The 23928-nt window shown below is 63.1% G+C and carries 21 protein-coding genes; 14 read left to right on the forward strand and 7 right to left on the reverse strand.

What is annotated here, in order from left to right; genetic code table 11:
- Nucleotides 1-79 precede the first annotated feature (79 nt).
- Genes ACR0DO_RS09165 through tmpA form a run of 3 tightly spaced genes read right to left on the reverse strand, consistent with a single transcriptional unit; the run spans nt 80 to nt 2468 of the window.
- Nucleotides 80-748: an ureidoglycolate lyase gene (locus ACR0DO_RS09165; protein ID WP_480558111.1), complete on the reverse strand. Its 669-nt coding sequence runs from the start codon at nt 746-748 to the stop codon at nt 80-82.
- A complete protein-coding gene (gene tmpB, locus ACR0DO_RS09170) occupies nt 745-1335 on the reverse strand; it encodes a (R)-1-hydroxy-2-trimethylaminoethylphosphonate oxygenase (protein WP_480558113.1) in 591 nt (196 codons plus the stop codon). Before tmpB ends, ACR0DO_RS09165 begins: the two co-directional genes overlap by 4 nt.
- Complete coding sequence (gene tmpA / locus ACR0DO_RS09175; protein ID WP_480558115.1) at nt 1332-2468, reverse strand: 2-trimethylaminoethylphosphonate dioxygenase; 1137 nt, start codon at nt 2466-2468, stop codon at nt 1332-1334. The genes tmpB and tmpA overlap by 4 nt, the downstream gene beginning before the upstream one ends.
- 98 nt (nt 2469-2566) lie before the next feature.
- On the opposite strand from tmpA, the gene ACR0DO_RS09180 reads away from it, so the two are divergent.
- Nucleotides 2567-3421 carry a LysR family transcriptional regulator gene (locus ACR0DO_RS09180; protein ID WP_480558117.1) on the forward strand — a complete coding sequence of 285 codons (855 nt, stop codon included), beginning with the start codon at nt 2567-2569 and terminating at the stop codon, nt 3419-3421.
- 4 nt (nt 3422-3425) lie between these two features.
- Here ACR0DO_RS09180 and ACR0DO_RS09185 read toward each other — a convergent pair whose 3' ends face one another.
- Complete coding sequence (locus ACR0DO_RS09185; protein ID WP_113791212.1) at nt 3426-3608, reverse strand: DUF1674 domain-containing protein; 183 nt, start codon at nt 3606-3608, stop codon at nt 3426-3428.
- Nucleotides 3609-3697: 89 nt separating this feature from the next.
- Here ACR0DO_RS09185 and ACR0DO_RS09190 point away from each other — a divergent pair, with 89 nt between their 5' ends.
- The 7 genes from ACR0DO_RS09190 (at nt 3698) to ACR0DO_RS09220 (ending at nt 12165) form a co-directional block, all read left to right on the forward strand.
- The gene (locus ACR0DO_RS09190) at nt 3698-4954 is read left to right on the forward strand and encodes an RsmB/NOP family class I SAM-dependent RNA methyltransferase (protein ID WP_480558119.1); all 1257 of its coding nucleotides are present in this window, start codon (nt 3698-3700) and stop codon (nt 4952-4954) included.
- A 90-nt stretch (nt 4955-5044) separates the two neighbouring features.
- Nucleotides 5045-6784 (forward strand): heparinase II/III family protein, encoded by a 1740-nt coding sequence (locus ACR0DO_RS09195; RefSeq protein WP_480558121.1) that lies wholly within the window; start codon nt 5045-5047, stop codon nt 6782-6784.
- Nucleotides 6785-6806: 22 nt separating this feature from the next.
- Nucleotides 6807-8396, forward strand: coding sequence for a bifunctional phosphoribosylaminoimidazolecarboxamide formyltransferase/IMP cyclohydrolase (gene purH / locus ACR0DO_RS09200; protein WP_480558123.1), 1590 nt, complete (start codon nt 6807-6809; stop codon nt 8394-8396).
- Nucleotides 8396-8866, forward strand: coding sequence for a signal peptidase II (gene lspA / locus ACR0DO_RS09205; RefSeq protein ID WP_480558125.1), 471 nt, complete (start codon nt 8396-8398; stop codon nt 8864-8866). The genes purH and lspA overlap by 1 nt, the downstream gene beginning before the upstream one ends.
- Nucleotides 8867-8916: 50 nt before the next feature.
- Nucleotides 8917-9435: a DUF3035 domain-containing protein gene (locus tag ACR0DO_RS09210; RefSeq protein WP_170443945.1), complete on the forward strand. Its 519-nt coding sequence runs from the start codon at nt 8917-8919 to the stop codon at nt 9433-9435.
- An 82-nt stretch (nt 9436-9517) separates the two neighbouring features.
- Nucleotides 9518-10858, forward strand: coding sequence for a M16 family metallopeptidase (locus ACR0DO_RS09215; RefSeq protein ID WP_480558127.1), 1341 nt, complete (start codon nt 9518-9520; stop codon nt 10856-10858).
- Complete coding sequence (locus ACR0DO_RS09220) at nt 10855-12165, forward strand: M16 family metallopeptidase (RefSeq protein ID WP_480558129.1); 1311 nt, start codon at nt 10855-10857, stop codon at nt 12163-12165. The genes ACR0DO_RS09215 and ACR0DO_RS09220 overlap by 4 nt, the downstream gene beginning before the upstream one ends.
- Before the next feature lie 24 nt (nt 12166-12189).
- Here the strand turns inward: ACR0DO_RS09220 and ACR0DO_RS09225 are convergent, their stop codons facing one another.
- Genes ACR0DO_RS09225 through deoC form a run of 3 tightly spaced genes read right to left on the reverse strand, consistent with a single transcriptional unit; the run spans nt 12190 to nt 16410 of the window.
- Nucleotides 12190-13005: an SDR family oxidoreductase gene (locus tag ACR0DO_RS09225; RefSeq protein ID WP_480558131.1), complete on the reverse strand. Its 816-nt coding sequence runs from the start codon at nt 13003-13005 to the stop codon at nt 12190-12192.
- 25 nt (nt 13006-13030) lie between these two features.
- Complete coding sequence (locus tag ACR0DO_RS09230) at nt 13031-15364, reverse strand: aldehyde dehydrogenase family protein (RefSeq protein WP_480558132.1); 2334 nt, start codon at nt 15362-15364, stop codon at nt 13031-13033.
- Nucleotides 15365-15411: 47 nt separating this feature from the next.
- Entirely contained in the window at nt 15412-16410 is a 999-nt protein-coding gene (gene deoC / locus ACR0DO_RS09235) for a deoxyribose-phosphate aldolase (RefSeq protein ID WP_480558134.1), read from the reverse strand.
- A gap of 198 nt (nt 16411-16608) precedes the next feature.
- Here deoC and ACR0DO_RS09240 point away from each other — a divergent pair, with 198 nt between their 5' ends.
- From ACR0DO_RS09240 to ACR0DO_RS09265, 6 genes are all read left to right on the forward strand, one after another.
- On the forward strand, nt 16609-17562 hold the full coding sequence (locus ACR0DO_RS09240) for a metal ABC transporter solute-binding protein, Zn/Mn family (protein ID WP_480558136.1): 954 nt from the start codon (nt 16609-16611) through the stop codon (nt 17560-17562).
- A 3-nt stretch (nt 17563-17565) separates the two neighbouring features.
- A complete protein-coding gene (locus tag ACR0DO_RS09245; RefSeq protein ID WP_480558138.1) occupies nt 17566-18369 on the forward strand; it encodes a metal ABC transporter ATP-binding protein in 804 nt (267 codons plus the stop codon).
- Between the two features lie 3 nt (nt 18370-18372).
- Nucleotides 18373-19578, forward strand: a complete 1206-nt coding sequence (locus ACR0DO_RS09250) for a metal ABC transporter permease (RefSeq protein WP_480558140.1) — start codon at nt 18373-18375, stop codon at nt 19576-19578.
- A complete protein-coding gene (locus ACR0DO_RS09255; protein ID WP_480558142.1) occupies nt 19575-20504 on the forward strand; it encodes a metal ABC transporter permease in 930 nt (309 codons plus the stop codon). The genes ACR0DO_RS09250 and ACR0DO_RS09255 overlap by 4 nt, the downstream gene beginning before the upstream one ends.
- A gap of 281 nt (nt 20505-20785) precedes the next feature.
- Entirely contained in the window at nt 20786-22645 is a 1860-nt protein-coding gene (gene mutL / locus ACR0DO_RS09260; RefSeq protein WP_480558144.1) for a DNA mismatch repair endonuclease MutL, read from the forward strand.
- A gap of 52 nt (nt 22646-22697) precedes the next feature.
- On the forward strand, nt 22698-23927 hold the full coding sequence (locus ACR0DO_RS09265) for a DNA recombination protein RmuC (protein ID WP_170443921.1): 1230 nt from the start codon (nt 22698-22700) through the stop codon (nt 23925-23927).
- Nucleotide 23928: the final 1 nt, after the last annotated feature.

Here is a 23928-nt window from a genome sequence, read left to right on the forward strand (position 1 = left end):
TGGCTCCCGTACCCATTGGACGTGGGTCGAGCGTAACACAGATGTCGGCGGCAAGGGTTAAGGGATTCTGAAAGCGGTATCAGAGGTCCCTGATCTTGTCCGCCCGCAACGGGCAGGCGAGGTAGACACCGAATTCCTTGCCGATATCCGCGCTGACCCGCGCGTGGACCGCGCCCTGCCGATCAAGGAAGCGCTGATTGTCCTCAACGGGGAAAATCCCCTCATGCCAGATGCCGGGGTGGATATAGAGCCCGCGCGAGCCATCGCACCAGAAGGCCACCACCTTTTCGGGCGTCAGGTTGTCCCCAGGCAGGGCAGCGGGGATGATGAAGGGCTTGTTGTCCAGCGGCCAGAACATCTGTCCGCCATCGGGGTGGTAGTTCATATGCCACAACAACACCTGATCCCGTGGTGCGGTTTGCCGTTCCGCCTGCGCCTGCTGCGGATCGGTGGACCAGCCCAGAACATAGTGGCCGTTTACCGCTTCGTTCCGGCCATAGAGCACATCGCCCTTCCATTCGCCGTGGAACGTGCCCTCGACCCAGCCGCCCTCGTCGCCGGTGCCCTCGTCGATGGGACGCCAGCCTTGCTGCGGCCAGCGGGTGATTTCGATCTCGAAGGTTTCGGGATCATCCACCAGACAACCATAGCCCTTGACCGACTCGTCGGTGGCGCGGATCAGCGGAACCTCGTGCCACGGCAACGAGGGCTTGGTGCTGGCCTCAAAGATATATTCCGGCGCGTTCATGACGTAACCAAATGTTTGTCGACCATGCGCTGCACCATCGGTGCGAAATGCGCAAAGTCGGGTGTTTCCATATCAGCGCGCTTGCCCGCTTCGTCCAGATAGCGGACCTGAATGATCTCTTTCAAGTTCGGGTTGACCTCGAATTCGGCCACTTCCTCGGCGCTCATTGGGCCGCCCTGCAGTTCCAGCGTGTGGACCGAGGCGTCGGACAGGCGGTTGAAATACTCGGGCTTGGTGGCGCAGAGATACCGTTTGGCCGCCACGTGGTAACGGCAGCAATCGGTGATGACCGAGGGGAAGAACTGTTCCAACACCGCCGCGCCCGCATCCTCGTGATGGCGGTCTTCGGTGTCGTCGGGGTGATAGGTGCCGAACTCGGACGTGAAATGGCCGATATCGTGCAGCAGCGCGCCGACGATGATTTCCTCGGGCATCCCGTTCTGTTCGGCGATGGTGGCGCCTTGCAGCATGTGTTCAGCCATGGTGACGGGTTCGCCCAGATATTCCTCTCCACCGCGGCGGGTGAAGATGTCGCCGATGAAAGCGACGATATTGTCCCGGTTCAGGGTCGAAAAATCCGGTTTCATTCCGCCGCCTCCGGTTGAGCCATGTCCATTGCCGCCAGTGTCGACAGCAGCCCGTCTTTGTCGGCGTAACAGCCCTGCAACCAGCGTGATCCAGCGCCGGAATAGCCCAGGCGCGCGTGCAGAACACGGGTGTTGTCGACGATAAAGCTTTCACCCGGTTCCAACTTGAACGATACGCCCATCGCCGGGTCGTCGATGATCTCGCCCAACTGGCGGTAGGCGGCGTAATAGGCCTCCATCCGGTCGAACGGGATATCGACCAGCGGCGCGGTCGAGCGGTTGTTGAATCGGATACCGACCAGTTCTCCGTCCGGCGACAGTTCGATCATCGGGCGACGTGATCGCAGACAGACCCCGTCCGAGCCTTTGTATTCGAACCGCGCCGGGTAACCCGCCAGCAGGGCAAAGCCTTCGGGGTTCTGTTCGCGCAGTTTCTCGGCGGCGCGGAAGCCGTCGACCACGATCGAGTCGCCCCCCTCGGCGCTGTTTTCCAGACAATAGAGGATTTGCAGCGTCGGCACCGGGTCGCGATAGGGATTGTCGGTATGGGCCTGCAAGCCCAGCCCGGTATAGGCGAGGTTGGTCGGGTTCACCTCGGTCCGGACTTCGAAATAGGGGCCGTAATTGGTCTGACGGACATAGCCGAACAGATCGGCCACTTTCAGCAGCGATTCCGGCTCAGACGGGCCGTTGGTCAGCTTGGCAAAGCCGAACTCGGCCACGGCGGCCAGCCAGTCGCGCTTGGCGGTGAGGTTGGCGTGCACCGCGTCCCAATCTGCGCTGGGCGCATCGATGCCCCGTTCCCATGTGGTGATGCCGGGGGCGATGCGACCGATGTCTTGCGCCGCGTCACGGTCATAGATGTGATCGGCCAGCCAAGCGGCGGGGAAGGTCGCGGTTTTGTCTTCGGGCTGGAAGGTAACGCTGAGATCGCCGTTCAGAACCTCGGCAGCGCTGATCGAAATGTCGGCGGGAATATCGCCGATGGTGATCAGGCGCTGACCGTTGCCCGGCGCGCGGGTCTCGGGGTCCAGCGCGTTGTCGCGTAGCCAGATGGCGTGGAAGCGGGCCAGGGTGCCGGTGTCAAATTCGACGGTCACGACCGAGGCGTCATGGGTGGCGGTGCGCAGCATGGGGGGTCTCCTGTTCAGCGCGGCTTTGCTTGAGGAAATACGCGCCCCGTGGCATTACGACAATTAATCCTTATTGCGACTGAGGCTTGGAAAAACTAATGGCTAAGAAAAAGATCGGATTGCCGCCGCTGGACTGGCTGCGTGTTTTCGAAGCAGCCGGGCGCTTAGGTGGATTTTCCGCCGCCGCAAAGGAGTTCGGGCTGACTCAGGCGGCAGTCAGCCAGCGGATCGCGAACCTTGAGGCCTGGCTGGGGCGGACATTGTTCGTACGCGAGGCGCGGGGTGTGTCGCTGACGGTCGAGGGCGAAAGCTACCTGCCGCTGGTTCAGAACAGTTTGCAGGCGCTGGAGCGCAACACCGAAGACCTGTTCGGCAAATCCCCGCGAGAACTGCGTGTGGCGGGTCTGTCGTCGAACATTCACGCGCTTGTGGTTCCGGCCATTCCCCGCTTTCAGCAGATGCGCCCCAAGGTGCGTTTCATGACGGATTCGGTCGCGCGGCGGTCATCGCTGGACGAGGAGCGCACATGGCTACAAATCCGCTACGGGCGCGGCGCATGGCCGGGTCGCGAGGCCGCGCTGATTGCTGCGGAAGTACTGGCGCCGATGGCCGCCCCCAATGTCGACTGGGGCGCGCCGTTGATTGACCTGCGCGGTGAGCGGCCCGGCTGGCGCGACTGGGCGCGCAAGACCGGCCATGGCGATCTGCCGCCCTCGGTAATCAGTTTCGATTCGATGGAACACGCGGTGTCGGCGGCGCGGCAGGGGATGGGCGTGGCGCTGGGGTCCGGACCTCTGGCCCGTGCCGATCTGCAAGCCGGGCGCTTGCGGCGTCTGGACCTGCCCGCGCTGAACACGAAGGACGGCTATTGGCTGACCTGGCCCGAGGATCGCGCGCAATCCAAAAAGCAGCGCGCGTTGATTGACGATTTCCTGCAGGCGCTGCGGGGCTGAGCGATCAGAAGTCGATCGCGATGCCCTTCTTTTCCCAATCGCCATAGCGGGCCGGATCGGGACCGTCGCGCCCGCCCAGCTCCTTGGGCATTTTCTTCGCCTCGGCTTCGGCCTTCTTGCGGCGCTCTTCGGCCTCGGCCAAGGCGCGCTGGGCGGCAGGGGGCAGGTCTTTGCGGTCGTCACTCATGACATCGGGTTCCTTTCCGTGCAGGGTCTTGATATACGCCCCCGTCCGCAATTGGCAATGCGGGCGAGGGTCACATCAAAGGCGGTTCCATGTCCGACAACGCAACAGCGGCGCGACGCAGCGCGATCTATCTGCTGGATCAGATTCTGGGAGAAGGCCGGTTGCTGTCCGAATGTCTGGCCGCAGGTGCGCTGGACCGGCTGGACCCTGAAGACCGCGCGCGGGCGCAGCGCCTGACGCTTGAGACACTACGCGGGTTGGAACGGGCCGACCGTCTGTTGGACAACCACCTGAACCGGACGCCTGCGCTGACCGTGCACAATGCCCTGCGCCTTGGCGCGGTCGAGCTGTGCCACGGAGAGGCCGCCCATGGTGTGGTCAATTCCATGGTCGAGATCGTGGGCCGCTCGCGCAAGCATGGCCGCCTCAAGGGCTTGGTGAATGCGGTTCTGCGCAAAGTGGCCGCCGAAGGACCGGGCGCGTGGCCCAAGATGCGGGTGCCGCGCCTGCCGGAATGGCTGCGCGAGCCTTTGATTATGGCGTGGGGTGCTGAGGCTATCGCAGGCATGGAACAGGCTCATTTTGCCGGTGCTCCGCTGGATATCACCGTAAAGCCGGGGCCGAGCGGCCCCGGAGACGCGCTGCCGACCGGGTCGCTGCGGGTGCAGGATGCGGGGCAGGTCTCGGCCCTGCCGGGGTTCAACGCCGGCGACTGGTGGGTGCAGGACGCGGCGGCGGCTTTGCCGGTGCAGGTGCTGGCGCCGAAACCCGGGGAAACCGTGCTGGACCTCTGCGCCGCGCCGGGGGGCAAGACGCTGCAACTGGCCGCAGCCGGGGCCAAGGTAACCGCGCTGGATATCTCGGAAACGCGGCTGGAGCGGGTGCGGGAAAACCTTAAACGCACCGGTCTGAAGGCCGACGTCATTGCGGGTGATGCGTTGGAACATAAGGGCCAGTACGATGCCATCCTGTTGGACGCACCCTGTTCGGCCACCGGCACAATCCGCCGTCACCCGGACCTGCCCTTTGCCAAGGACGGCTCGGAATTCGGCGGGCTGATCGAATTGCAGGCCCAGATGCTGGCCCATGCCTGGACGCTGCTGAAACCCGGCGGGCGACTGGTCTATTGCACCTGCTCCTTGCTGCCTGATGAGGGTGAGGTTCAGATAGAAGAGGCGCTGGAGCAATACCCGGACATGTCGGTGAATCGTGATGCGCTGAACATTGCCGGGGTCGACCCGGACTGGATCACCGAAGAGGGCGGCCTGCGCCTGCGGCCCGATTATTGGGCGGATCGCGGTGGGATGGACGGGTTCTACATGGCCTGCCTGACCAAATCCGCCTGACGCGACGCTTTTCGGTGACTTGACGATCTGGGCGGTCTATCGTTGGGTCTCAAGCGCCAGCAGAGCGCAAGGGGCAGAGTAACGAGCGTCATGTCAAACTCAGATACCATGACCAACCGGTGGGTGCGGTTCCAGAACCGTCTCTATGCGCGGCTCAGCCAGCGGCGCAAGGCGGTCACCGGGTTTGTGTCCGAGCCCGAGCCGCGCACTGTCGGTTCCTTCGCGCGCGGGCGGCAGCTGGTGGCGGGCAATCTGCTGTTTGCCGGATATCTGGTCGAGGCAGAGGATACCAACCTGTGGGACGTCACCGCGCCCAGCACCGGATTTGACAATGAACGCCACGGTTTTGCCTGGCTCGACGATCTGGCCGCTGTGGGGGACATGCGGGCGCGGGACAAGGCGCATCGCTGGGTCTGGGGCTGGATTGACGCGCATGGCCGCGGGCAAGGGCCGGGATGGGCGCCCGATCTGACCGGACGGCGGGTGATGCGCTGGATCAATCACGCGGCGTTCCTGCTGCGTGGGGCGGATGACATGCAGACCAAACTGTTCTTTCGCGCGTTGGCGCAGCAGACATGGTTCCTGTCCAAACGCTGGCACGCCGCCACGCCGGGGCTGCCGCGGTTCGAGGCGCTGGCCGGGCTGGTTCAGGCCGGGCTGGCCCTGAAAGGGCTGGAGCAGATGGCCGATCCGGCCCTGCGTGCGCTGGCGAAGGAATGCGAAAAACAGATTGATGCAAGGGGCGGCATTTCCACCCGCAACCCCGAAGAACTGCTGGATGTGTTCACCCTGCTGTCCTGGACCTCGGCCGCGCTGAGCGATCTGGGGCGCGGAACGCCGGCCGCGCAGGCCGATGCGGTCAAGCGGATGGCGCCCACGTTGCGCAGTCTGCGCCATGCGGATGGTGCGCTGGCACGGTTTCACGGCGGCGGGCGCGGGGTCGAAGGCCGTCTGGATCAGGCGCTGGCCCAAAGCGGGGTTCGACCGCAGCACGCGAATGGTCTGGCGATGGGGTTTTCCCGGCTCTATGCCGCTCGGACCAGCGTGATCGTGGATGCCAGCACGCCGCCCAAGGGGGCCGCGTCCCTGAATGCCCATGCCTCGACCCTCGCGTTCGAGCTGACCTCGGGGCGGCGGCCATTGATTGTGAGTTGCGGCTCGGGCGAAAGCTTCGGGCCGGAATGGCGGCGGGCAGGCCGTGCGACGCCGTCGCATTCGACCCTGTGCCTGGATGGCTATTCCAGCGCCCGGCTGGCCCCCGCAGGGACCGGCAGCGAAAACGAGGCGCTGGTCGATGCGCCACAGGATGTGCCGGTGGACTTTGAAGAGGCGTTCGAGGGCACGCGCTTCATGGTCGGGCATGACGGCTATACCAAAACCTTTGGCTTGACCCATGCCCGCACGTTCGAGCTGCGCTTTGACGGGCGCGAACTGATCGGCGAGGATATTTTGCTGACCGCCACCGACAAGGCCAAGCGGCAGTTTGACAAGGCGATGGATGCCTCGGGCCTCAAGGGTATTCGCTATGACGTCCGGTTTCACCTGCATCCCGACGTCGATGCAGCCATTGATCTGGGTGGTGCGGCGGTGTCGATGGCGCTCAAAAGCGGCGAGATCTGGGTTTTCCGCCATGACGGCGTTGCAAAATTGACCGTCGAACCAAGCGTTTATCTGGAAAAAGGCCGGTTAAAGCCCCGCGCGACAAAACAGATCGTTCTATCCGGGCGCGCAATGGAGTATGCGACCCGCATCCAGTGGACGTTGAGCAAGGCACAGGATACAGCCTATGCCGTGCGCGACCTGCACCGGGACGAGCCCGAGTTTGACTGACGCCAAAAGGACCTTTGGACCCATGACCGACCTTCACCCCGTGCGCCGCGCGTTGCTTTCCGTATCCGACAAGACCGGATTGATCGAACTGGGACAGGCGCTGTCCGAACGCGGGGTCGAGCTTTTGTCGACCGGCGGCACCGCAAAGGCGCTGCGCGATGCGGGGCTTGCGGTAAAGGATGTCAGCGAGGTCACCGGCTTCCCCGAGATGATGGACGGCCGCGTGAAAACCCTGCACCCGATGGTGCATGGTGGCCTGCTGGCGTTGCGTGACAATGACACTCATGTGGCGGCGATGACCGAGCACGGCATCGGCGCGATCGATCTGCTGGTGGTGAATCTCTATCCGTTCGAGGCTACCGTGGCCAAGGGTGCCGATTACGATGAATGTGTCGAAAACATCGACATCGGCGGCCCGGCGATGATCCGCGCGGCGGCCAAGAACCATGCGTTCGTCAACGTCGTCGTAGACGTCGAGGATTATCAGAAACTGCTGGGTGACATGGACCAGCATGACGGTTCGACCTGCCCGAAATTCCGCCGCAAGCTGGCGCAAAAGGCCTATGCCCGCACCGCCGCCTATGACACCGCCGTGTCCAACTGGCTGGCCGGCGCGCTGGCGCTTGAGGCCCCCAAACGCCGCGCCTTTGCCGGTGAGCTGAAACAGACCCTGCGCTATGGCGAAAACAGCCATCAGTCGGCGGCCTTCTACACCGATGGTACGGACCGCCCCGGCGTGGCGACCGCCGTGCAGCATCAGGGCAAGGAACTGAGCTACAACAACATCAACGACACCGATGCAGCCTTTGAACTGGTGGCCGAGTTTGACCCGGCGCAAGGTGCTGCCTGTGCCATCATCAAACACGCCAACCCCTGCGGCGTGGCGACAGGTGCCACGCTGATCGACGCCTATAAGGCTGCCTTCGACTGCGACCGTACCTCGGCCTTTGGCGGCATCGTGGCGCTGAACCAGCCGCTGGATGCAGAAACCGCGCAGGAGATCACTGGGATTTTCACCGAGGTGGTGATCGCCCCCGGTGCCTCGGACGAGGCCAAGGCGATCTTTGCCGCCAAGAAAAACCTGCGCCTGCTGACCACCGAAGCGCTGCCCGACGTGACCGCGGGCGGCAAAACCGTGCGTCAGGTGGCTGGTGGCCTGCTGGTGCAGGACAAGGACAATGGCTTTGTCGGCATGGATGACCTGAAAGTCGTCACCAAGAAGGCCCCGTCTGACGAGCAGATGCGCGACCTGCTGTTTGCGTGGAAAGTGGCGAAACACGTCAAGTCCAACGCCATCGTCTACGTCAAGGACGGCGCGACCGTGGGCGTGGGTGCGGGCCAGATGAGCCGCGTCGACTCGGCGCTTATTGCTGCCAAAAAGGCCGAACGCATGGCCGATGTGCTGGGTCTGGCCCAGCCGCTGACCATCGGCTCGGCCGTGGCATCGGACGCGTTCTTCCCCTTCCCCGACGGTCTGATGGAGGCAGCCGAGGCGGGTGCAACCTGCGTCATCCAACCCGGTGGCTCGATGCGCGATGACGAAGTGATCGCGGCGGCGGATGAGGCCGGTCTGGCCATGGTCTTCACCGGTATGCGCCATTTCCGTCACTGATGCGCTACCGCCTTCTGCTCTGGGCCGCGCTGGCTGCGTTTGCGATCGACCAGATCAGCAAGTATCTGGTCGTTCACGTCATGCGCGTGGCCGAGGGCGAGATCGACGTGCTGCCGCCCCTGCTGGTGTTCAAATACGGCGAGAATCGGGGCATCAACTTTGGTCTGTTTCAGGGCGATACCGACGCTGCCCGCTGGGTGCTGATCGGTATCTCTCTGGCCATCTCGATTGGCGTGCTGATCTGGCTGATGCGCACCCTGCCGTCCAAGCTGATGCTGTTTTGCGGCGGGTTGCTGATCGGCGGGGCACTGGCAAATGTGCTGGATCGGGTGCTCTATGGCTATGTTCTGGATTTCCTCAACATGTCCTGTTGCGGCATCAACAACCCGTTCGTGTTCAATCTGGCCGATGTGTTCATCTTTGCGGGTGCCATCGGGCTTGTGTTGTTCGACGGCAAAAAGCCCTCGTGACGCGCCGGGTGATATGCGATAAAAGCGCCTGAAACTGGCTGGAGACTCTGATGCGGTTGCCGCGTTCCATACTTGCTGTGACATTGGCCCTTGCGGTTGCGGGATGTTCCGATATCGGTTTGCGTCACCTTGAAGCCCCGGGACAGGGGCCGGATGAATTTTCGGTGATGCCGGTGGAACCGCTGACCCAGCCCAAGGATTACAAATTCCTGCCCGCGCCCACGCCGGGTGGGACAAACCTGACCGACCCGGATCCGAAGGCGGATGCGATTGTGGCGCTGGGCGGCAGTGAGGCGGCGCTGAATGCCAATGCGGCCATTCCATCCACCGATGCGGCGCTGGTGACGGCCTCCAGCCGCTATGGCGTACCGTCCAACACGCGGCAGGTCGTTGAGACCGAAGATGCCGAATTCCGCAGAAAGCAGGGTCGCCTGACCCGTCTGCGCCTGTTCAAGGTGGACCGCTATTCGCAGGTGTATCAACGTCAGGCGCTTGATGCCGATGCTCAGAACGAAGCGGCGCGGCGTGCGGGGATCGAGACGCCATCGGCGCCCCCGGCGGATGAATAAACCTTAACTTTCCGTCATCGGCCTTGAACCTGCGCCCCACCACCGTAGTTTGAACACCATTGAACGAAACGGAGGACGCCCCATGGTTCGGGCTCTGGCCTTGTCTGCCGCCCTTGTCGCCGCTACCCCCTTGATTGCCAAAGAGGGGCACGAGGCGGTCACAACCTTCACGCTGGACAACGGCATGGATGTCGTCGTGGTCGAAGATCACCGCGCGCCTGTCGTGCAGCATATGGTCTGGTATCGGGCCGGGTCCGCGGATGAGCCGGTCGGCTCGTCCGGCGTGGCGCATTTCCTGGAACATCTGCTGTTCAAGGGCACCGACACGCTGGCCCCGGGTGAATTCTCGGCCACGGTCGCGGCCAATGGCGGCAATGACAACGCGTTTACGTCCTATGACTACACCGCCTATTACCAGCGCGTCGCCGCCGACCGGCTTGAGCTGATGATGCGGATGGAGGCGGACCGGATGCGCAACATCCGCCTGAGCGACGAGGACATCGTCACCGAACGCGACGTGATCCTGGAAGAACGCAACCAGCGCACCGAAAACAGCCCCCGCGCCCTGTTTGGCGAGCAGATGAGCGCGTCGCAATACCTCAACCATCGCTATGGTGCGCCGATCATCGGCTGGCGGCACGAGATGGAGACGCTGGACATGGAGGACGCGCTATCCTTCTACCAGACCCATTACGCGCCCAATAACGCCATTCTGGTGGTGACCGGCGATGTGGAACCCGACGCAGTCAAGGTACTGGCCGAACAGTATTACGGTGTCATCCCGGCCAATCCGGACCTGCCGGAACGGGTGCGTTCGCAAGAGCCGCCGCAAACGGCCGAACGTCGCCTGACCTTCAAGGATGCACGGGTTTCGCAGCCCTATGTGCAGCGCAGCTATCTGGCGCCCGAACGTGATCCGGGCGAACAGGAGAAAGCCGCAGCGCTGTTCCTGCTGGCCGAGTTGCTGGGCGGCAGCACCACGTCCTATCTGAATGAAAAGCTGCAATTCGAACAGCAAAAAGCCGTCTATGCCGGGGCCTTCTATCGCGGTGTCTCGCTGGATGACACGACCTTTGATCTGCTGGTTGTCCCGGCGCAGGGCGTGACCTTGCAAGAGGCCGAGGACGCGATGGATCAGGCGGTGGTCGATTTCATCGCCGAAGGCGTCAACGAAGAAGACCTCGAACGCATCAAGATGCAACTGCGCGCGGCCCAGACTTATGCCCGCGATAATGTGGACGGGATCGGCAACCGCTATGGCCGCGCTCTGACCAGCGGGTTGACGGTCGAGGATGTGCAGGCCTGGCCCGATATCCTGCAGGCCGTGACCGGGGATGAGATCATCGCCGCCGCCCGTGAGGTATTGCAACCCGAGGCGTCGGTCACCGGCTGGCTGATGCGCGACGATGAGGTGACGCAATGAAACGCATATTCGCAACCCTGATCGCTTTCGTCATCGCACTGCCCGCGTGGGCCGAGATAGAGATCGAAGAGGTGGCCTCGCCCGGCGGCATCACCGCCTGGCTGGTCGAGGATCACTCGATCCCCTTCACCGCGCTGGAGCTGCGCTTTCGCGGCGGCACCTCGCTGGATGATCCCGGCAAGCGCGGCGCCACCTACCTGATGAGCGGCCTGATCGAGGAAGGCGCTGGCGACATGGATGCCCGCACCTATGCACGCGAGCTGGAATCGCTGGCGGCCTCGTTCAGCTACAACGCGTCTGACGACTCGGTTTCGATTTCGGCGCAGTTCCTGACCGAGAACCGGGATGAGGTGATCGATCTGATGCGCACCACCATTCACGAACCGCGCTTTGACGAGGACGCGGTGGAGCGGGTGAAGGCACAGGTTCTGTCCGGGCTGCGGTCCGATCAGACCGATCCCAATGACATAGCCAGCCGCAATTTCGCGCAGATGGCCTATGGTGACCACCCCTATGGCACCGAGGGCAAGGGCACGATCGAAAGCGTCAGCGCGCTGACCCGCGATGATGTCGTGGCCGCTTATGACAATGTTCTTGCCAAGGACCGTCTCTATGTCGGTGCCGTGGGCGATATCACACCCGAGGAACTGGGCGTACTGCTGGACAAGCTGCTGGCCGATCTGCCCGAAACCGGCAAGCCCATTCCGGACCGCGCCGATGTGACCATCCCCGGCGGGGTCAGCGTTGTCGAATTCGACACCCCGCAATCGGTGGCCCTGTTCGGGCATGCGGGGATTGACCGGCACGATCCCGATTTCTTTGCCGCATTTGTGCTGAACCACATCCTTGGCGGTGGCGGGTTCGAAAGCCGCCTGATGCAGGAGGTGCGCGAAAAGCGCGGGCTGACCTATGGTGTGGCGACCTATCTGGTGCCCAAGGATCTGGCCTCGGTCTATCTGGGTTCGGTGTCATCGGGCAATGACCGCATCGCCGAAGCGGTCGAGGTGATCCGCGACGAATGGGCCCGTGCCGCGTCCGAAGGCGTGACGCAGAAAGAGCTGGACGATGCCAAGACCTATCTGACCGGGGCCTACCCGCTGCGGTTTGACGGCAACGGGCAGATCGCCGGGATCATGGTCGGGATGCAGATGGATGATCTGCCCATCGACTATATCACCACCCGCAACGACAAGGTGAACGCGGTAACACTGGAAGACGTGAACCGTGTGGCCAGTGAGCTGCTCGACCCCGAGGGGCTGCATTTCACCGTTGTCGGTAAACCCGAAGGTCTGGAAACCACAAACTGAAGAAAAGGGGGCTCTGAGCGCGCCTCAGCCCTTTTTCCCCGCTGCGCTGCGCAGCATCTGCCCCATCATCTGACCAAACTTGCCCGAGCCGCGCTGATACAGCGCGCCATCCACAGCCATCACCGTGCCGCTGATATAGCTGGCCAAATCGGAACTGAGGAACAGGCAGGCATTGGCGACGTCCTGCGGCTGACCCCATCGACCCAGGGGCACATCGCGGCGCAGCTCTTCATGGGCGTTTTCGGTGGGGGCCAGACGTTTCGCGCCCTCGGTGCCTTCGATAAAGCCGGGCACGACCGAATTCACCCGGATGCCCTCGACCCCCCATTCCATTGACAGGGTGCGGGTGATCTGATCGACGCCCGCCTTGGCGGCGCAGACATGGGCTTGCCCTTCATAAGGCAGATAGGATTGCGGGGCCGAGATGTTGATGATGCTGGCGCCGGGGCGTTTCAGGAACGGGTAGGCTCCCTTCATTACATGGACGGTACCCATCAGGTCGATATCGATCACGGTCTTGAAGGCGTTGACCGACATCTCGGACGTCAGCGCCGGGAAATTGCCCGCCGCGCCCGAGACCAGAACGTCGAAATCACCGAACGCGTCGTGGAACTGTTTCAGGCCCGCTGCCACCGCCTGCGCGTCACGCACGTCGAAGGCCGCACCAATGGCGTCAGCCGCACCTGCAGCTTTCAGCGCGGCGACGGTGTCATCGACCTTTTCCTGTGACCGGCTGGCGACGGCCAGCTTGGCACCCAAGGCCGCAAAGGCCTCGGCAATGCCCCGATTGATACCGCTGGTGCCGCCAATGACGATGACGGTCTTGTTTGCAAAATCCATGTAGGCCTCCCGTGATGCGGGAGCCCTACTCGCCGTAGGGCACCCAGATGTTTTTCACTTCGGTCGCAGCCTGCAGGAAGCGGCGCGAATGGTCCACGCCCCAATCAAATGCCGTCGCGTTATTGACCCAGGTCCGCTTCAGGTTCCCGGCCGAGACGGCTTCGATTTCTTTCGACAGATCGGTGGACGAGAACGACCAGACCGCATCCACGTTCAGGTGCGAGGCCAGAGGTTTCGCCAGCTCCGCGTGGCTGCCGGTCAGGATGTTGACCACGCCCGCAGGCACATCCGATGTTTCCAGGATTTGATAGAAGTCGGTCGCTGCCAGCGGATAGGGCTCAGAAGTTGCCAGCACCACCCGGTTGCCCATCGCAATCGCCGGGGCCATGACCGAGACCAGACCCAGCAGCGGCGCCTCATCCGCGCAGAGCGCGCCGATCACCCCAACCGGTTCCTTCATGGCGATGGCAACGCCCCGGATCGGAACGCCGTGCACCTGACCGTCATACTTGTCGGCCCATGCAGCGGCAGTGAACAGGCGCTGGATCGAGGCCTCAACCTCTTTCGCGCCGTCCTTCTTGCCGGTCATGGCGTCGATACGGGCGGCGAATTCATCAGCACGGGCCGAGAGGTTCTCGCCGATGTAATACAGAATCTGCGCCCGCAGATGGCCTGTGGTCTTGGACCAGCCTTTGGCGCCCGCCGCGGCCTCAACCGCGTTGCGCACGTCCTTGCGGTTGGCAAGGCCGACATGGCCCAGCAGACCGGACTTTCCCCAGACCGGCTTCGAATAGCCGCTGTCGGGCCGCGCCTGTTTGCCGCCCACATACATCTTGGCGGTGCGGTCGATGGGATCGACCGGAGCCCCTTCGCCCAAGGCCGCTTCAACCTTTGCAAGCGGCTTGGCTTTGCCTTTGGGTTTGGTATAGGCCGCCAGCCCTTCCCAACCGCCTTCACGGCCAAAGCCGCTTTCGCGCACCCCGCCAAAGCCTGCGGCGGCATCGAACAGGTTGGTGGCGTTGACCCAGACCACGCCCGCAACCAGCTTGGGCGCGATATCCAGCGCAAGGTTCACATTCTCGGTCCAGACCGTCGCGGCCAGCCCGTAACGGGTGTTGTTGGCCAGCTCGACCGCTTCAGCCGGGGTGCGGAAGGTCGAGGACACCAGCACCGGGCCAAAGATCTCCTCCTGCATCAGCGGATCGGACGTTTCCAGCCCCGAGATCAGCGTCGGCGGGTAGTAGCAGCCGTTCGAGGGCAGCTCACAAGCGGCCTGATGGACATGACCGGCGGTGTTGCTTTCGACCATACCCTTGATGGTCTGCAGCTGAACCGGGTCCACCACCGCACCCACGTCGATGCACTTGTCCAACGGATTGCCGACACGCAGTTTGTCCATCCGCGCGCGCAGCTTGTCGTGGAACCGGTCGGCGATGCCTTCCTGCACCAACAGGCGCGAGCCCGCGCAGCAGACCTGCCCCTGATTGAACCAGATCGCATCGACCAGACCTTCGATAGCGCTGTCGATATCGGCATCGTCAAAAACGATATAGGCGGACTTGCCCCCCAGCTCCAAGGTCAGTTCCTTGCCGGAACCAGCGGTCGCCTCACGGATACGCCGCCCCACAACGGTCGAGCCGGTAAAGGCGACCTTGTCCACGTCCGCGTTCACGATCATCTCACCCACCGCACCATCGCCGGTGACGATGTTGACCACGCCCTTGGGCAGACCGGCCTGCGAGCAGATATCGGCAAACAGCAGCGCGGTCAGCGAGGTGTACTCGGCCGGTTTCAGAACCACCGTGTTGCCCATTGCTAGCGCCGGCGCGATCTTCCACGCCAGCATCAGCAGCGGGAAGTTCCACGGAATGATCTGCCCGCACACACCAAGCGCCTGCGCGTCGGGCAGTTCGCTCTCCATCAACTGCGCCATTCCGGCGTGATAGTAGAAGTGCCGCTGCGCCAGAGGGATGTCGATGTCGCGCGATTCCCGGATCGGCTTGCCGTTATCCAGGCTTTCCAGCACTGCAATCAGCCGCGCGTGTTTCTGCAGCAGGCGCGCAATGGCGTAGAGGTACCGCGCCCGGCCTGCGCCGCCCAGCTTTTCCCATTTGGGTTGCGCCTTGCGGGCGGCGGTGACGGCGGCGTCCACGTCGGATTGTTTCGCCTGCGTCAGCTTGGCCAGAACCTCTCCGGTCGCGGGGTTGCGGCTGTCGAAGCCCTTGCCGGGCTTGGTGAAAGCCCCATCGATATAGTGACCGAACTTGTCACCCTGATCGACCAGCCACGCCAAAGCCTCGGCAGCGCTTTCGGGGGCGGGGCCATAGTCCATGGTTTCGAAGATTTCTTTAACTGTCATGACTTCATCTTTTCCCAAATACTCACTGTCCAGACCTATCCACGGGCTCAGCCGATGGAGTGTCTGTACCCAGCCGAGTAAGCCCCGGTCACATAATGTTCCAACTGCCGTTCGATATCGCCCAGCAGCGACGACGCGCCAAAGCGGAACAGGTCCGGCTCCAGCCAGCGGTCGCCCAGCTCATCCTTGATCAGCGACAGGTAAACCAGCGCGTCCTTTGCCTTGGAGATGCCTCCCGCAGGTTTGTAACCCACGCGGTACCCGGTAAGGTCATAATAGTCGCGGATCGCGCGGATCATCACCAGCGACACGGGCAGGGTGGCGTTGACGCTTTCCTTTCCGGTCGAGGTCTTGATGAAATCCGCCCCCGCCATCATGCAGACCAGCGAGGCGCGGGCGACGTTGCGCAGGCTGCCCAGCTCTCCGGTTGCTAGAATGGCTTTGACATGGGCGTCGCCACAGGCGGCGCGAAAGGCCTTCATTTCGTCATACAGCGCTTGCCAGTCACCCGACAGCACATGACGGCGCGAGATCACGATATCGATCTCTTCGGCGCCAGCCTTTACGCTTTCCTCGATCTCGGCCACACGCAGGTGGAAAGGGGACAGACCCGCAGGGAAGCCGGTGGATACAGCGGCCACGGGAATACCGGTGCCCTTCAGCGCCGCAACGGCGGTTTCGATCATGTCGTGATAGACACAGACCGCCCCGGTGGTGATCGGCGGCATGTCCATCGTCTGCAACACGGCGGGCGATACCGGCTGGCGCGCCTTGGCGCACAGGCGGCGCACGCGGCCCACTGTATCGTCGCCTGCCAGCGTGGTCAGGTCGATCAGGGTGACTGCCTTCAGCAACCACGCGGCCTGATAGTCTTTCTTCACCGAGCGCCGACCGGGCAGGGTCGCCGCGCGGCGTTCAATGGCCGAGGTGTTGGCCTGCACGGCGCGCACCCAGTCCATATCAAGGTCCATACCGGGGTTTCTGGGCTCGGTCACCTGCGGCAGATGCGCGGTGCGCACGGGGCTGTCTGAGCTCTGCGTTTCCATTGTCACGTCCTTTGGGAGGTTTGCGCCAAAATCGCACGGGTTGCGCGTAAAGGGAAGGCATTGAGGGGCTGGGCTGGTATCTTTTTTGACCAAATGGACAAAATTGGCATTTTCTTGCGAATAACTCGCAATAGCGTTGACTTACTTGCGAATGGTTCGCATATTCATTCTCAACTGAGTTCGGAATCGGGATTCGACATGATTCGTCGCAGCTTTCTTGCAGCCTTGGCCTTTGCCGCTGCAGTGCCATTGACAGCTTGGGCCGAGGCGCCGCTGAAGGTGGTTGCCACCACCGGCATGATCGCCGACGCAGCGCGTCAGGTCGGTGGAGATCAGGTCGAGGTGAAGGGTCTGATGGGCCCCGGCGTCGATCCGCACGCCTATCGCCAGACCCGCAGCGATATCGTGGCGATGACCCGCGCAGACCTGATCCTGTGGCACGGCCTGTATCTTGAAGCGCAGATGGAGGATTTCTTCCACGACCTGGGCCGCAAGCGGGCCGTGGTGGCCGTGGCCGAAGGGATCGACACGTCGAAACTGCGCGCCCATGACGACTATGCCGACAAATATGACCCGCATGTCTGGATGAGTCCCGCCTTGTGGCGTGATGTGGTGGTCGAAGTGCAAGAGGCGCTGACCGAGGCACGCCCCGACGCCGCCGAGTTCTTTGCCGCCAACGCGCAGGCGCATCTGGCTGAAATCGACCAGTTGGAGGCTTATGCTGCGCAAGCCTTGGCATCTGTTCCCGAAAACAACCGCGTGCTGGTCACGGCGCATGATGCCTTTGGCTATTTCGGGGCCGAGTACGGCTATGAGGTGATGGGCATTCAGGGCATCTCGACCCAGTCCGAGGCTGGTCTGAACCGGATCGGAGAGCTGGTGGACACGCTGGTTGATAAACAGTTGAAAGCGGTGTTCGTCGAAAGCTCGGTGTCTGATCGGTCGATGCGCGCGCTGATCGAAGGCGCTGCGGCCAAAGGTCATGATGTGGGCGTGGGTGGCGAGCTGTATTCCGACGCCATGGGCGAACCGGGCACCTATGAGGGTACGTATATCGGCATGCTGGATCACAACATCACCGTCATTGCTGGCGCGCTGGGCGCAGATGTGCCCGATAGCGGCATGAACGGCAAACTGTCGGCGGGGTTTTGAGTGATGCTGGAACTGGCCGCAAATCAGGGTGTGACGGTTGCTGAGAACAGCCTGGACGACAGCCCTCTGGCCATTCGCGGCCTGACGGTTTCCTATGGTCAGAAGCCCGCGGTGTTTTCGGTGGACATAACCGTCCAGCCCGGTGCGATGACAGCGATCATCGGGCCGAACGGCGCGGGGAAATCGACCCTGCTCAAGGCCGCATTGGGGATTGTGTCGCCGCTGTCCGGGCAGGTCACCGTATATGGCAAGCCGCTGGAGCAGCAGCGCGCGCGCATCGCTTATGTGCCGCAGCGCGCCAGTGTGGATTGGGACTTCCCGACCCGTGTCATCGACGTCGTGCTGATGGGGCTGTCTCGGGAACTGGGCCTGCTGGGCCGTATTCGTGCCTGGCATATGGCGCGGGCGATGGAGTGCCTGAACCGCGTTGGCATGCACGATTTTGCGGACCGTCAAATCGGCCAGCTGTCCGGCGGTCAGCAGCAACGGGTGTTCCTGGCCCGCGCATTGGCGCAAGAGGCGGACCTGTATCTGCTGGACGAACCTTTTGCCGGGGTCGATGCGGCCACGGAAAAGGCGATTATCGCGGTTCTGAAATCGCTGAAAGAGGCAGGGAAGACTGTCATCGTCGTGCATCACGATCTGGCCACCGTCACCGACTATTTCGACCACGTTTTCCTGATCAACACCCGCAAAGTGGCCGAAGGTCCTGTGGCCGAAGCCTTCACCGCCGAGACCCTGCAATCGGCCTACGGAGGCCGTCTGGCCACCGCCCAGATCGACCAGATCTCGCGCGCACTGGGGTAAATCGTGCTTTGGGACGCCCTGACCCTGCAGCTTGGCTATAATGCCACACTGGTTGCTATTGGTGCGACCTTGCTGGGTGTTTCGGCCGGGGTCACCGGCACCTTTCTGTTTTTGCGCAAACGTGCACTGGTCAGCGACGCGATCAGCCACGCAACACTGCCGGGTGTGTGTCTGGCGTTCTTGGTGCTGGTTGCCTTTGGCGGCGATGGGCGCAACCTGATCGGCCTGCTGGCCGGGTCAGCGATCTCGGCCTGGATCGGTTTGCTCTGCATGAATTGGCTGACCCGCCGCACACGTCTGGCCGAAGATGCGGCCATCGGGGCGGTGCTGTCGGTGTTTTTCGGCTTTGGTGTCGTGCTGCTGACCATCATTCAGACCATGGGCGTAGGGCGGCAGGCCGGGTTGGAAGGGTTCCTGCTGGGCTCGACCGCCGGGATGCTGTGGGCCGATGCGCTGATCATCGCGATTGGCGGGGCAGCGACGCTGCTGATGGTCATGATCATCCGGCGCCCGATGACGATGGTGGCTTTCGATCCGGAATATGCCGCGGCGCGGGGGCTGCCGGTGCATCGCATCGATCTGGCGATGATGGGTCTGGTGATGGCCGTCACAGTGGTCGGCCTTAAGATCGTCGGGCTGATCCTGATCGTGGCGCTGCTGATCATCCCGGCTGTCACCGCCCGGTTCTGGACCGAGCGGTCGGACCGGGTGGTGCTCTTGGCCGGTCTGGCGGGCGGTCTGGCGGGATATCTGGGCGCGGCACTGTCGGCCTCGGCCCCCAACCTGCCGACGGGGCCGATCATCGTGCTGGTCAGCTTTGGCTTTTTTGCCCTGTCCTTGCTGTTGGCCCCGGTCCGCGGCGTTCTGGCGGCGGTGCTTAAACATCTGCGCTTCCAGCGCCGGGTCCATATCCGGCAGGGGCTGCTGGCGCTGGCGCAGGACCAGAAAATCTATGAACCACTGACCCTGCGCCTGCTGAAACGCGCCGGGCTGGCCCGGGCCGACGGCGTCGCGACCGAGGCCGGCAAGGCCCGCGCCGCCAAGGCTCTGCGCGACGAAAAACGCTGGGAAGTCGTCCGTGCCGATCAGGCACATGAGGCGACGGCGGCGCTCTATGACGGGTTGCGCGATATCGAAACGGTGCTGACCCGCGACCAGATTGCCGAGATCGACCGCCAGATTGGCGGCCCGCAGGGGGTGCCCTCATGAGCGGTGAAGAATTTGTCCCCCTGTCCCTAACACCCTTGCTGATTGGCACATTTGCGGCAATTGCCTGCGCGCTGCCCGGCAATTTTCTGGTGCTGCGCAAACAGGCCCTGATCGGGGATGCGATCAGCCACGTGGTGCTGCCGGGGATCGTGGTGGCGTTTTTGCTGACCGGAGCGATCTCGACCTGGCCGATGATGCTGGGCGCGGCGGGGGCTTCGATTGTGGCCGTGGTGATGATCGAGGCGATCCGGAGGCTGGGCCAGATCGAACCGGGCGCGGCGATGGGGGTGGTCTTCACCACCATGTTCGCGGGCGGCGTGCTGTTGCTGGAACAGACCGATACCTCAACTGTGCATCTGGACGTGGAACACGCGCTCTACGGCAATCTGGAAAGCCTGATCTGGTTGGACGCGGTGGGCTGGTCATCCTTGCTGGACCTGACGGCCCTGGCCGGGTTGCCGCCGGAACTGCCGCGTATCGCACTGACACTGGCGGGGGTGATCCTGTTCATCTGGCTGTTCTGGCGGTCGCTGAAAATCTCGACCTTTGACGAAGGTTTTGCCCGCACCATCGGCATTCGCACCAGCGCGTTGGGCATGGCGCTGGTGATCGTCGCGGCGATTTCCGCCGTAGCAGCCTTTGACGCGGTGGGGTCGATCATCGTGATCGCGATGTTCATCTGCCCACCCGCCGCCGCGCGCATGATGACCAACCGGCTGGAAACCCAGATCGCGTGGAGCGTGGTTTTCGCCACGGTCTCGGCGGTGTCGGGCTATGTGCTGGCGGGATATGGGCCGCTGTGGTTGGGCGGAGCAGACGCGGTCAGCGCGGCGGGCATGATTGCCACCATGTCGGGCCTGATCCTGGCCGCCGCCGCGTTGTGGGGACCGTGCCGTACCCGCGCCGGAGCGCCCCAGGCCTCTTGACACGGCGTGTTCCCGCCACCCCTGTCTGCGACCGGTCGGCTGAAACTTGCTCAGAACCAAGGCGCTGACAGAGTTAATGATTTGCATTCCGGTATTCGTGTTACGTACTCGCCAGAATTTTTCTGAATGACCACCACTCACTTCGGATCGTTCGGGCAATCGCGACCAAGTTTGCCGTGTTTTGAAAACGGTACGGCGCGATTGTTCGAACGCCCCCTCCCTAAAATTGATAGGTCCAAACCGGTGGCAGAATCGCGGGCGTTTGTGCTAGGTCTGGTGGTATGGCGCAGACACACCCCAATATCAGCGAAAACGCACCCGTTATCCGGCAGCTTGATGATGCAGCGATTAACCGAATTGCTGCGGGTGAGGTGGTGGAACGTCCGGCCTCGGCGGTCAAGGAATTGGTGGAAAACGCCATCGATGCCGGGGCGACGCGGATTGCCATTGATATCGCCGATGGCGGCAAGACGTTGATTCGTGTCACGGATGATGGTTGCGGGATTTCGGCGCAGGACCTGCCGCTGGCCCTGTCGCGCCATGCGACTTCGAAGATTGATGGCTCGGATCTGCTGAACATCCACACGTTCGGATTTCGCGGCGAGGCGTTGCCGTCGCTGGGCGCGGTGGGTCGGCTGACCATCACCAGCCGGGTGCCGGGCGCGGATGCGGCGCAGATTCATGTGGCTGGCGGCAAGATGGAGGCGGTGAAACCCGCCGCCCTGCGCGCAGGCACGGTGGTGGAATTGCGTGACCTGTTCTTTGCCACGCCCGCCCGTCTGAAATTCATGCGCACCGACCGGGCCGAGGCGCAGGCGATCACCGACACGGTCAAACGTCTGGCTATGGCGGAACCTGCCATCACCTTCTCTCTGCGCGATGTTTCGGGCGGGGGTGAGGGCCGCGTGACCTTCCGCGCCGACCGCGAGAATGGTGATCTGTTCGACGCCTTGCACGCCCGTCTGGCCCGCGTGATCGGGCGCGAATTTGCTGAGAACGCGCTGCAGATCGACGCCACGCGCGAGGGGATCAGGCTGTACGGATACGCTGCCCTGCCGACCTATTCACGCGGCGCGGCGGTCGCGCAGTACCTGTTCGTCAATGGCCGCCCGGTGCGCGACAAGATGCTGACCGGCGCGTTGCGGGCGGCCTATTTCGACTTTCTCAGCCGCGACCGCCACCCGGCGGCGGCGCTGTTCATCGACTGCGACCCGACGCTGGTGGATGTGAATGTGCACCCCGCCAAGTCCGAGGTCCGGTTCCGCGATCCCGGCGTGGCGCGGGGACTGATCGTCTCGGCCCTGCGGCACGCGCTGGCCGAGGCGGGGCATCGCGCCTCGACCACCGTGGCCAATGCAACATTGGGTGCGATGCGGCCGGAACCGGCGCAGCCTGCACCGGCGCGGGTATATCAGATGGACCGTCCCTCGCAGGCGGCACGGCAAGCGGCGTTTCGCGCGCAGGCACCGGGTTTTGCCGAATTGTCCCGCGATTACAGCGGCAGCGTTGTCGACCCCGCTCCGGCGGTTCCGGTTGCGGTTGAAGAGCCTGCACCGCAAGACTTGCCCTTGGGTGCGGCGCGTGGGCAGGTGCACGAGAATTACATCATCGCCCAGACCGCCGATGGGATGGTGATCGTTGACCAGCATGCAGCGCATGAACGGCTGGTCTATGAAAAGCTCAAAACCCAGATGGCCGAAAACGGCGTCGCCGCGCAGGCGCTGCTGATCCCCGAAATCGTCGAACTGTCCGAAGGGGATTGCGTACGTCTGATGGCCGTGGCCGACGACCTGTCGCGCCTTGGCCTGACGCTGGAACCTTTCGGCGGCGGTGCGGTCGCCGTACGCGAGACCCCGGCCATTCTGGGTGAGGTCAATGCCCGCGCGATGATCCTGGATATCCTCGACGAACTGGCCGATCAGGGCGACAGCCAGATGGTGCAGGCGCGGATCGAGGCGATCCTCAGCCGGGTGGCTTGTCATGGGTCGGTCCGGTCAGGCCGTCGGATGCGGGCCGAAGAGATGAACGCTCTGCTGCGCGAGATGGAGGCGACACCCCATTCCGGCCAGTGCAATCACGGACGGCCGACATACGTGGAACTGAAGCTGAGCGATATCGAGCGTTTGTTCGGCCGCAGTTGATCCGGCAGCGTTGCCGGGTTATGAAGAATAAAACAAGAACATCTGAGGCGACATGATCGAGATTGCTGGCACCCAAGTTGCATTGAATGACCCCGTGGTCCTGATTGCGGGCAGCGTTGTCGTCCTGATTCTGTTGCTGCTGTTTATGTCCATGCGGGCGGCGCAGCGCTCGGCCCGGATGGCGGAGCCGCTGTCCCGGCAGATGGCGCATCTGGGCCAGCATGTGCAGCAATTGGGACAGGGGCAGGAACAGCTGCGCGGCGGGTTGCAGCATGTCTCGGACACGCAGGCCAATGCGCAGGTGCAGGTGATCCAGACGGTGGAATCGCGCCTGTCCTCGGTGCAGCAGCAGATGAATGACCGGCTGGCCGATAACGCGATGAAATCGGCCCGCGCGCTGGCTGAGATGCAGGAGCGGATGAAGGAATCGCTGCATGGCTCGTCGAAACAGACGGCGACCTCGCTGACCCAATTGCAGGAACGGCTGGCGGCCATCGACAAGGCGCAGGACAATATCACCAAACTGTCGGGCGATGTGCTGTCGTTGCAGGATATTTTGTCCAACAAACAGACCCGCGGCGCGTTTGGAGAGATTCAGCTGAACGATATCGTCTCCAAGGCGCTGCCCTCAGACAGCTTCAAGCTGCAGGCGACGCTGTCGAACGGGCGCCGGGCGGATTGCCTGATCCACCTGCCGAACCCGCCGGGGCCGATCGTGATCGACAGCAAGTTCCCGCTCGAGGCGTATGAGGCGCTGATCGGGTCCACCAATGATGCCGAGTTGAAAGCGGCGGTCCAGATGTTCCGCAGCACGGTGCGCAAACATATCAATGACATCGCCGAGAAGTATATTCTGGATGGCGAAACCGCCGATGGCGCGCTGATGTTCCTGCCATCCGAGGCCGTTTATGCCGAGCTACACGCGAAGTTTCCGGAACTGGTGCAGGAGAGTTTCAGCAAACGCGTCTGGATCGTTTCCCCTACCACCTGCATGGCGACGCTGAACACGATGCGGGCGATCCTGAAGGACGCGCGGATGCGGGAACAGGCGGGCGCGATCCGCAAGGAATTGGGGATGCTGCACAAGGATGTGGAGCGTCTGGGTGATCGCGTTTCAAACCTTGATCGCCATTTTGGGCAGGCGGCCAAGGATATCTCGGAAATCAAGATCAGCGCCGAAAAGGCCGGGCGCCGGGCGCAGCGGCTGGACAATTTCGATTTCGAGGAACTGGCCCCGGACGATCACACCAATGTGGTCCCGCTTGGCCAGTCCGAAGGCTGAC

The sequence above is a fragment of the Ruegeria sp. AM9 genome (assembly GCF_056540565.1).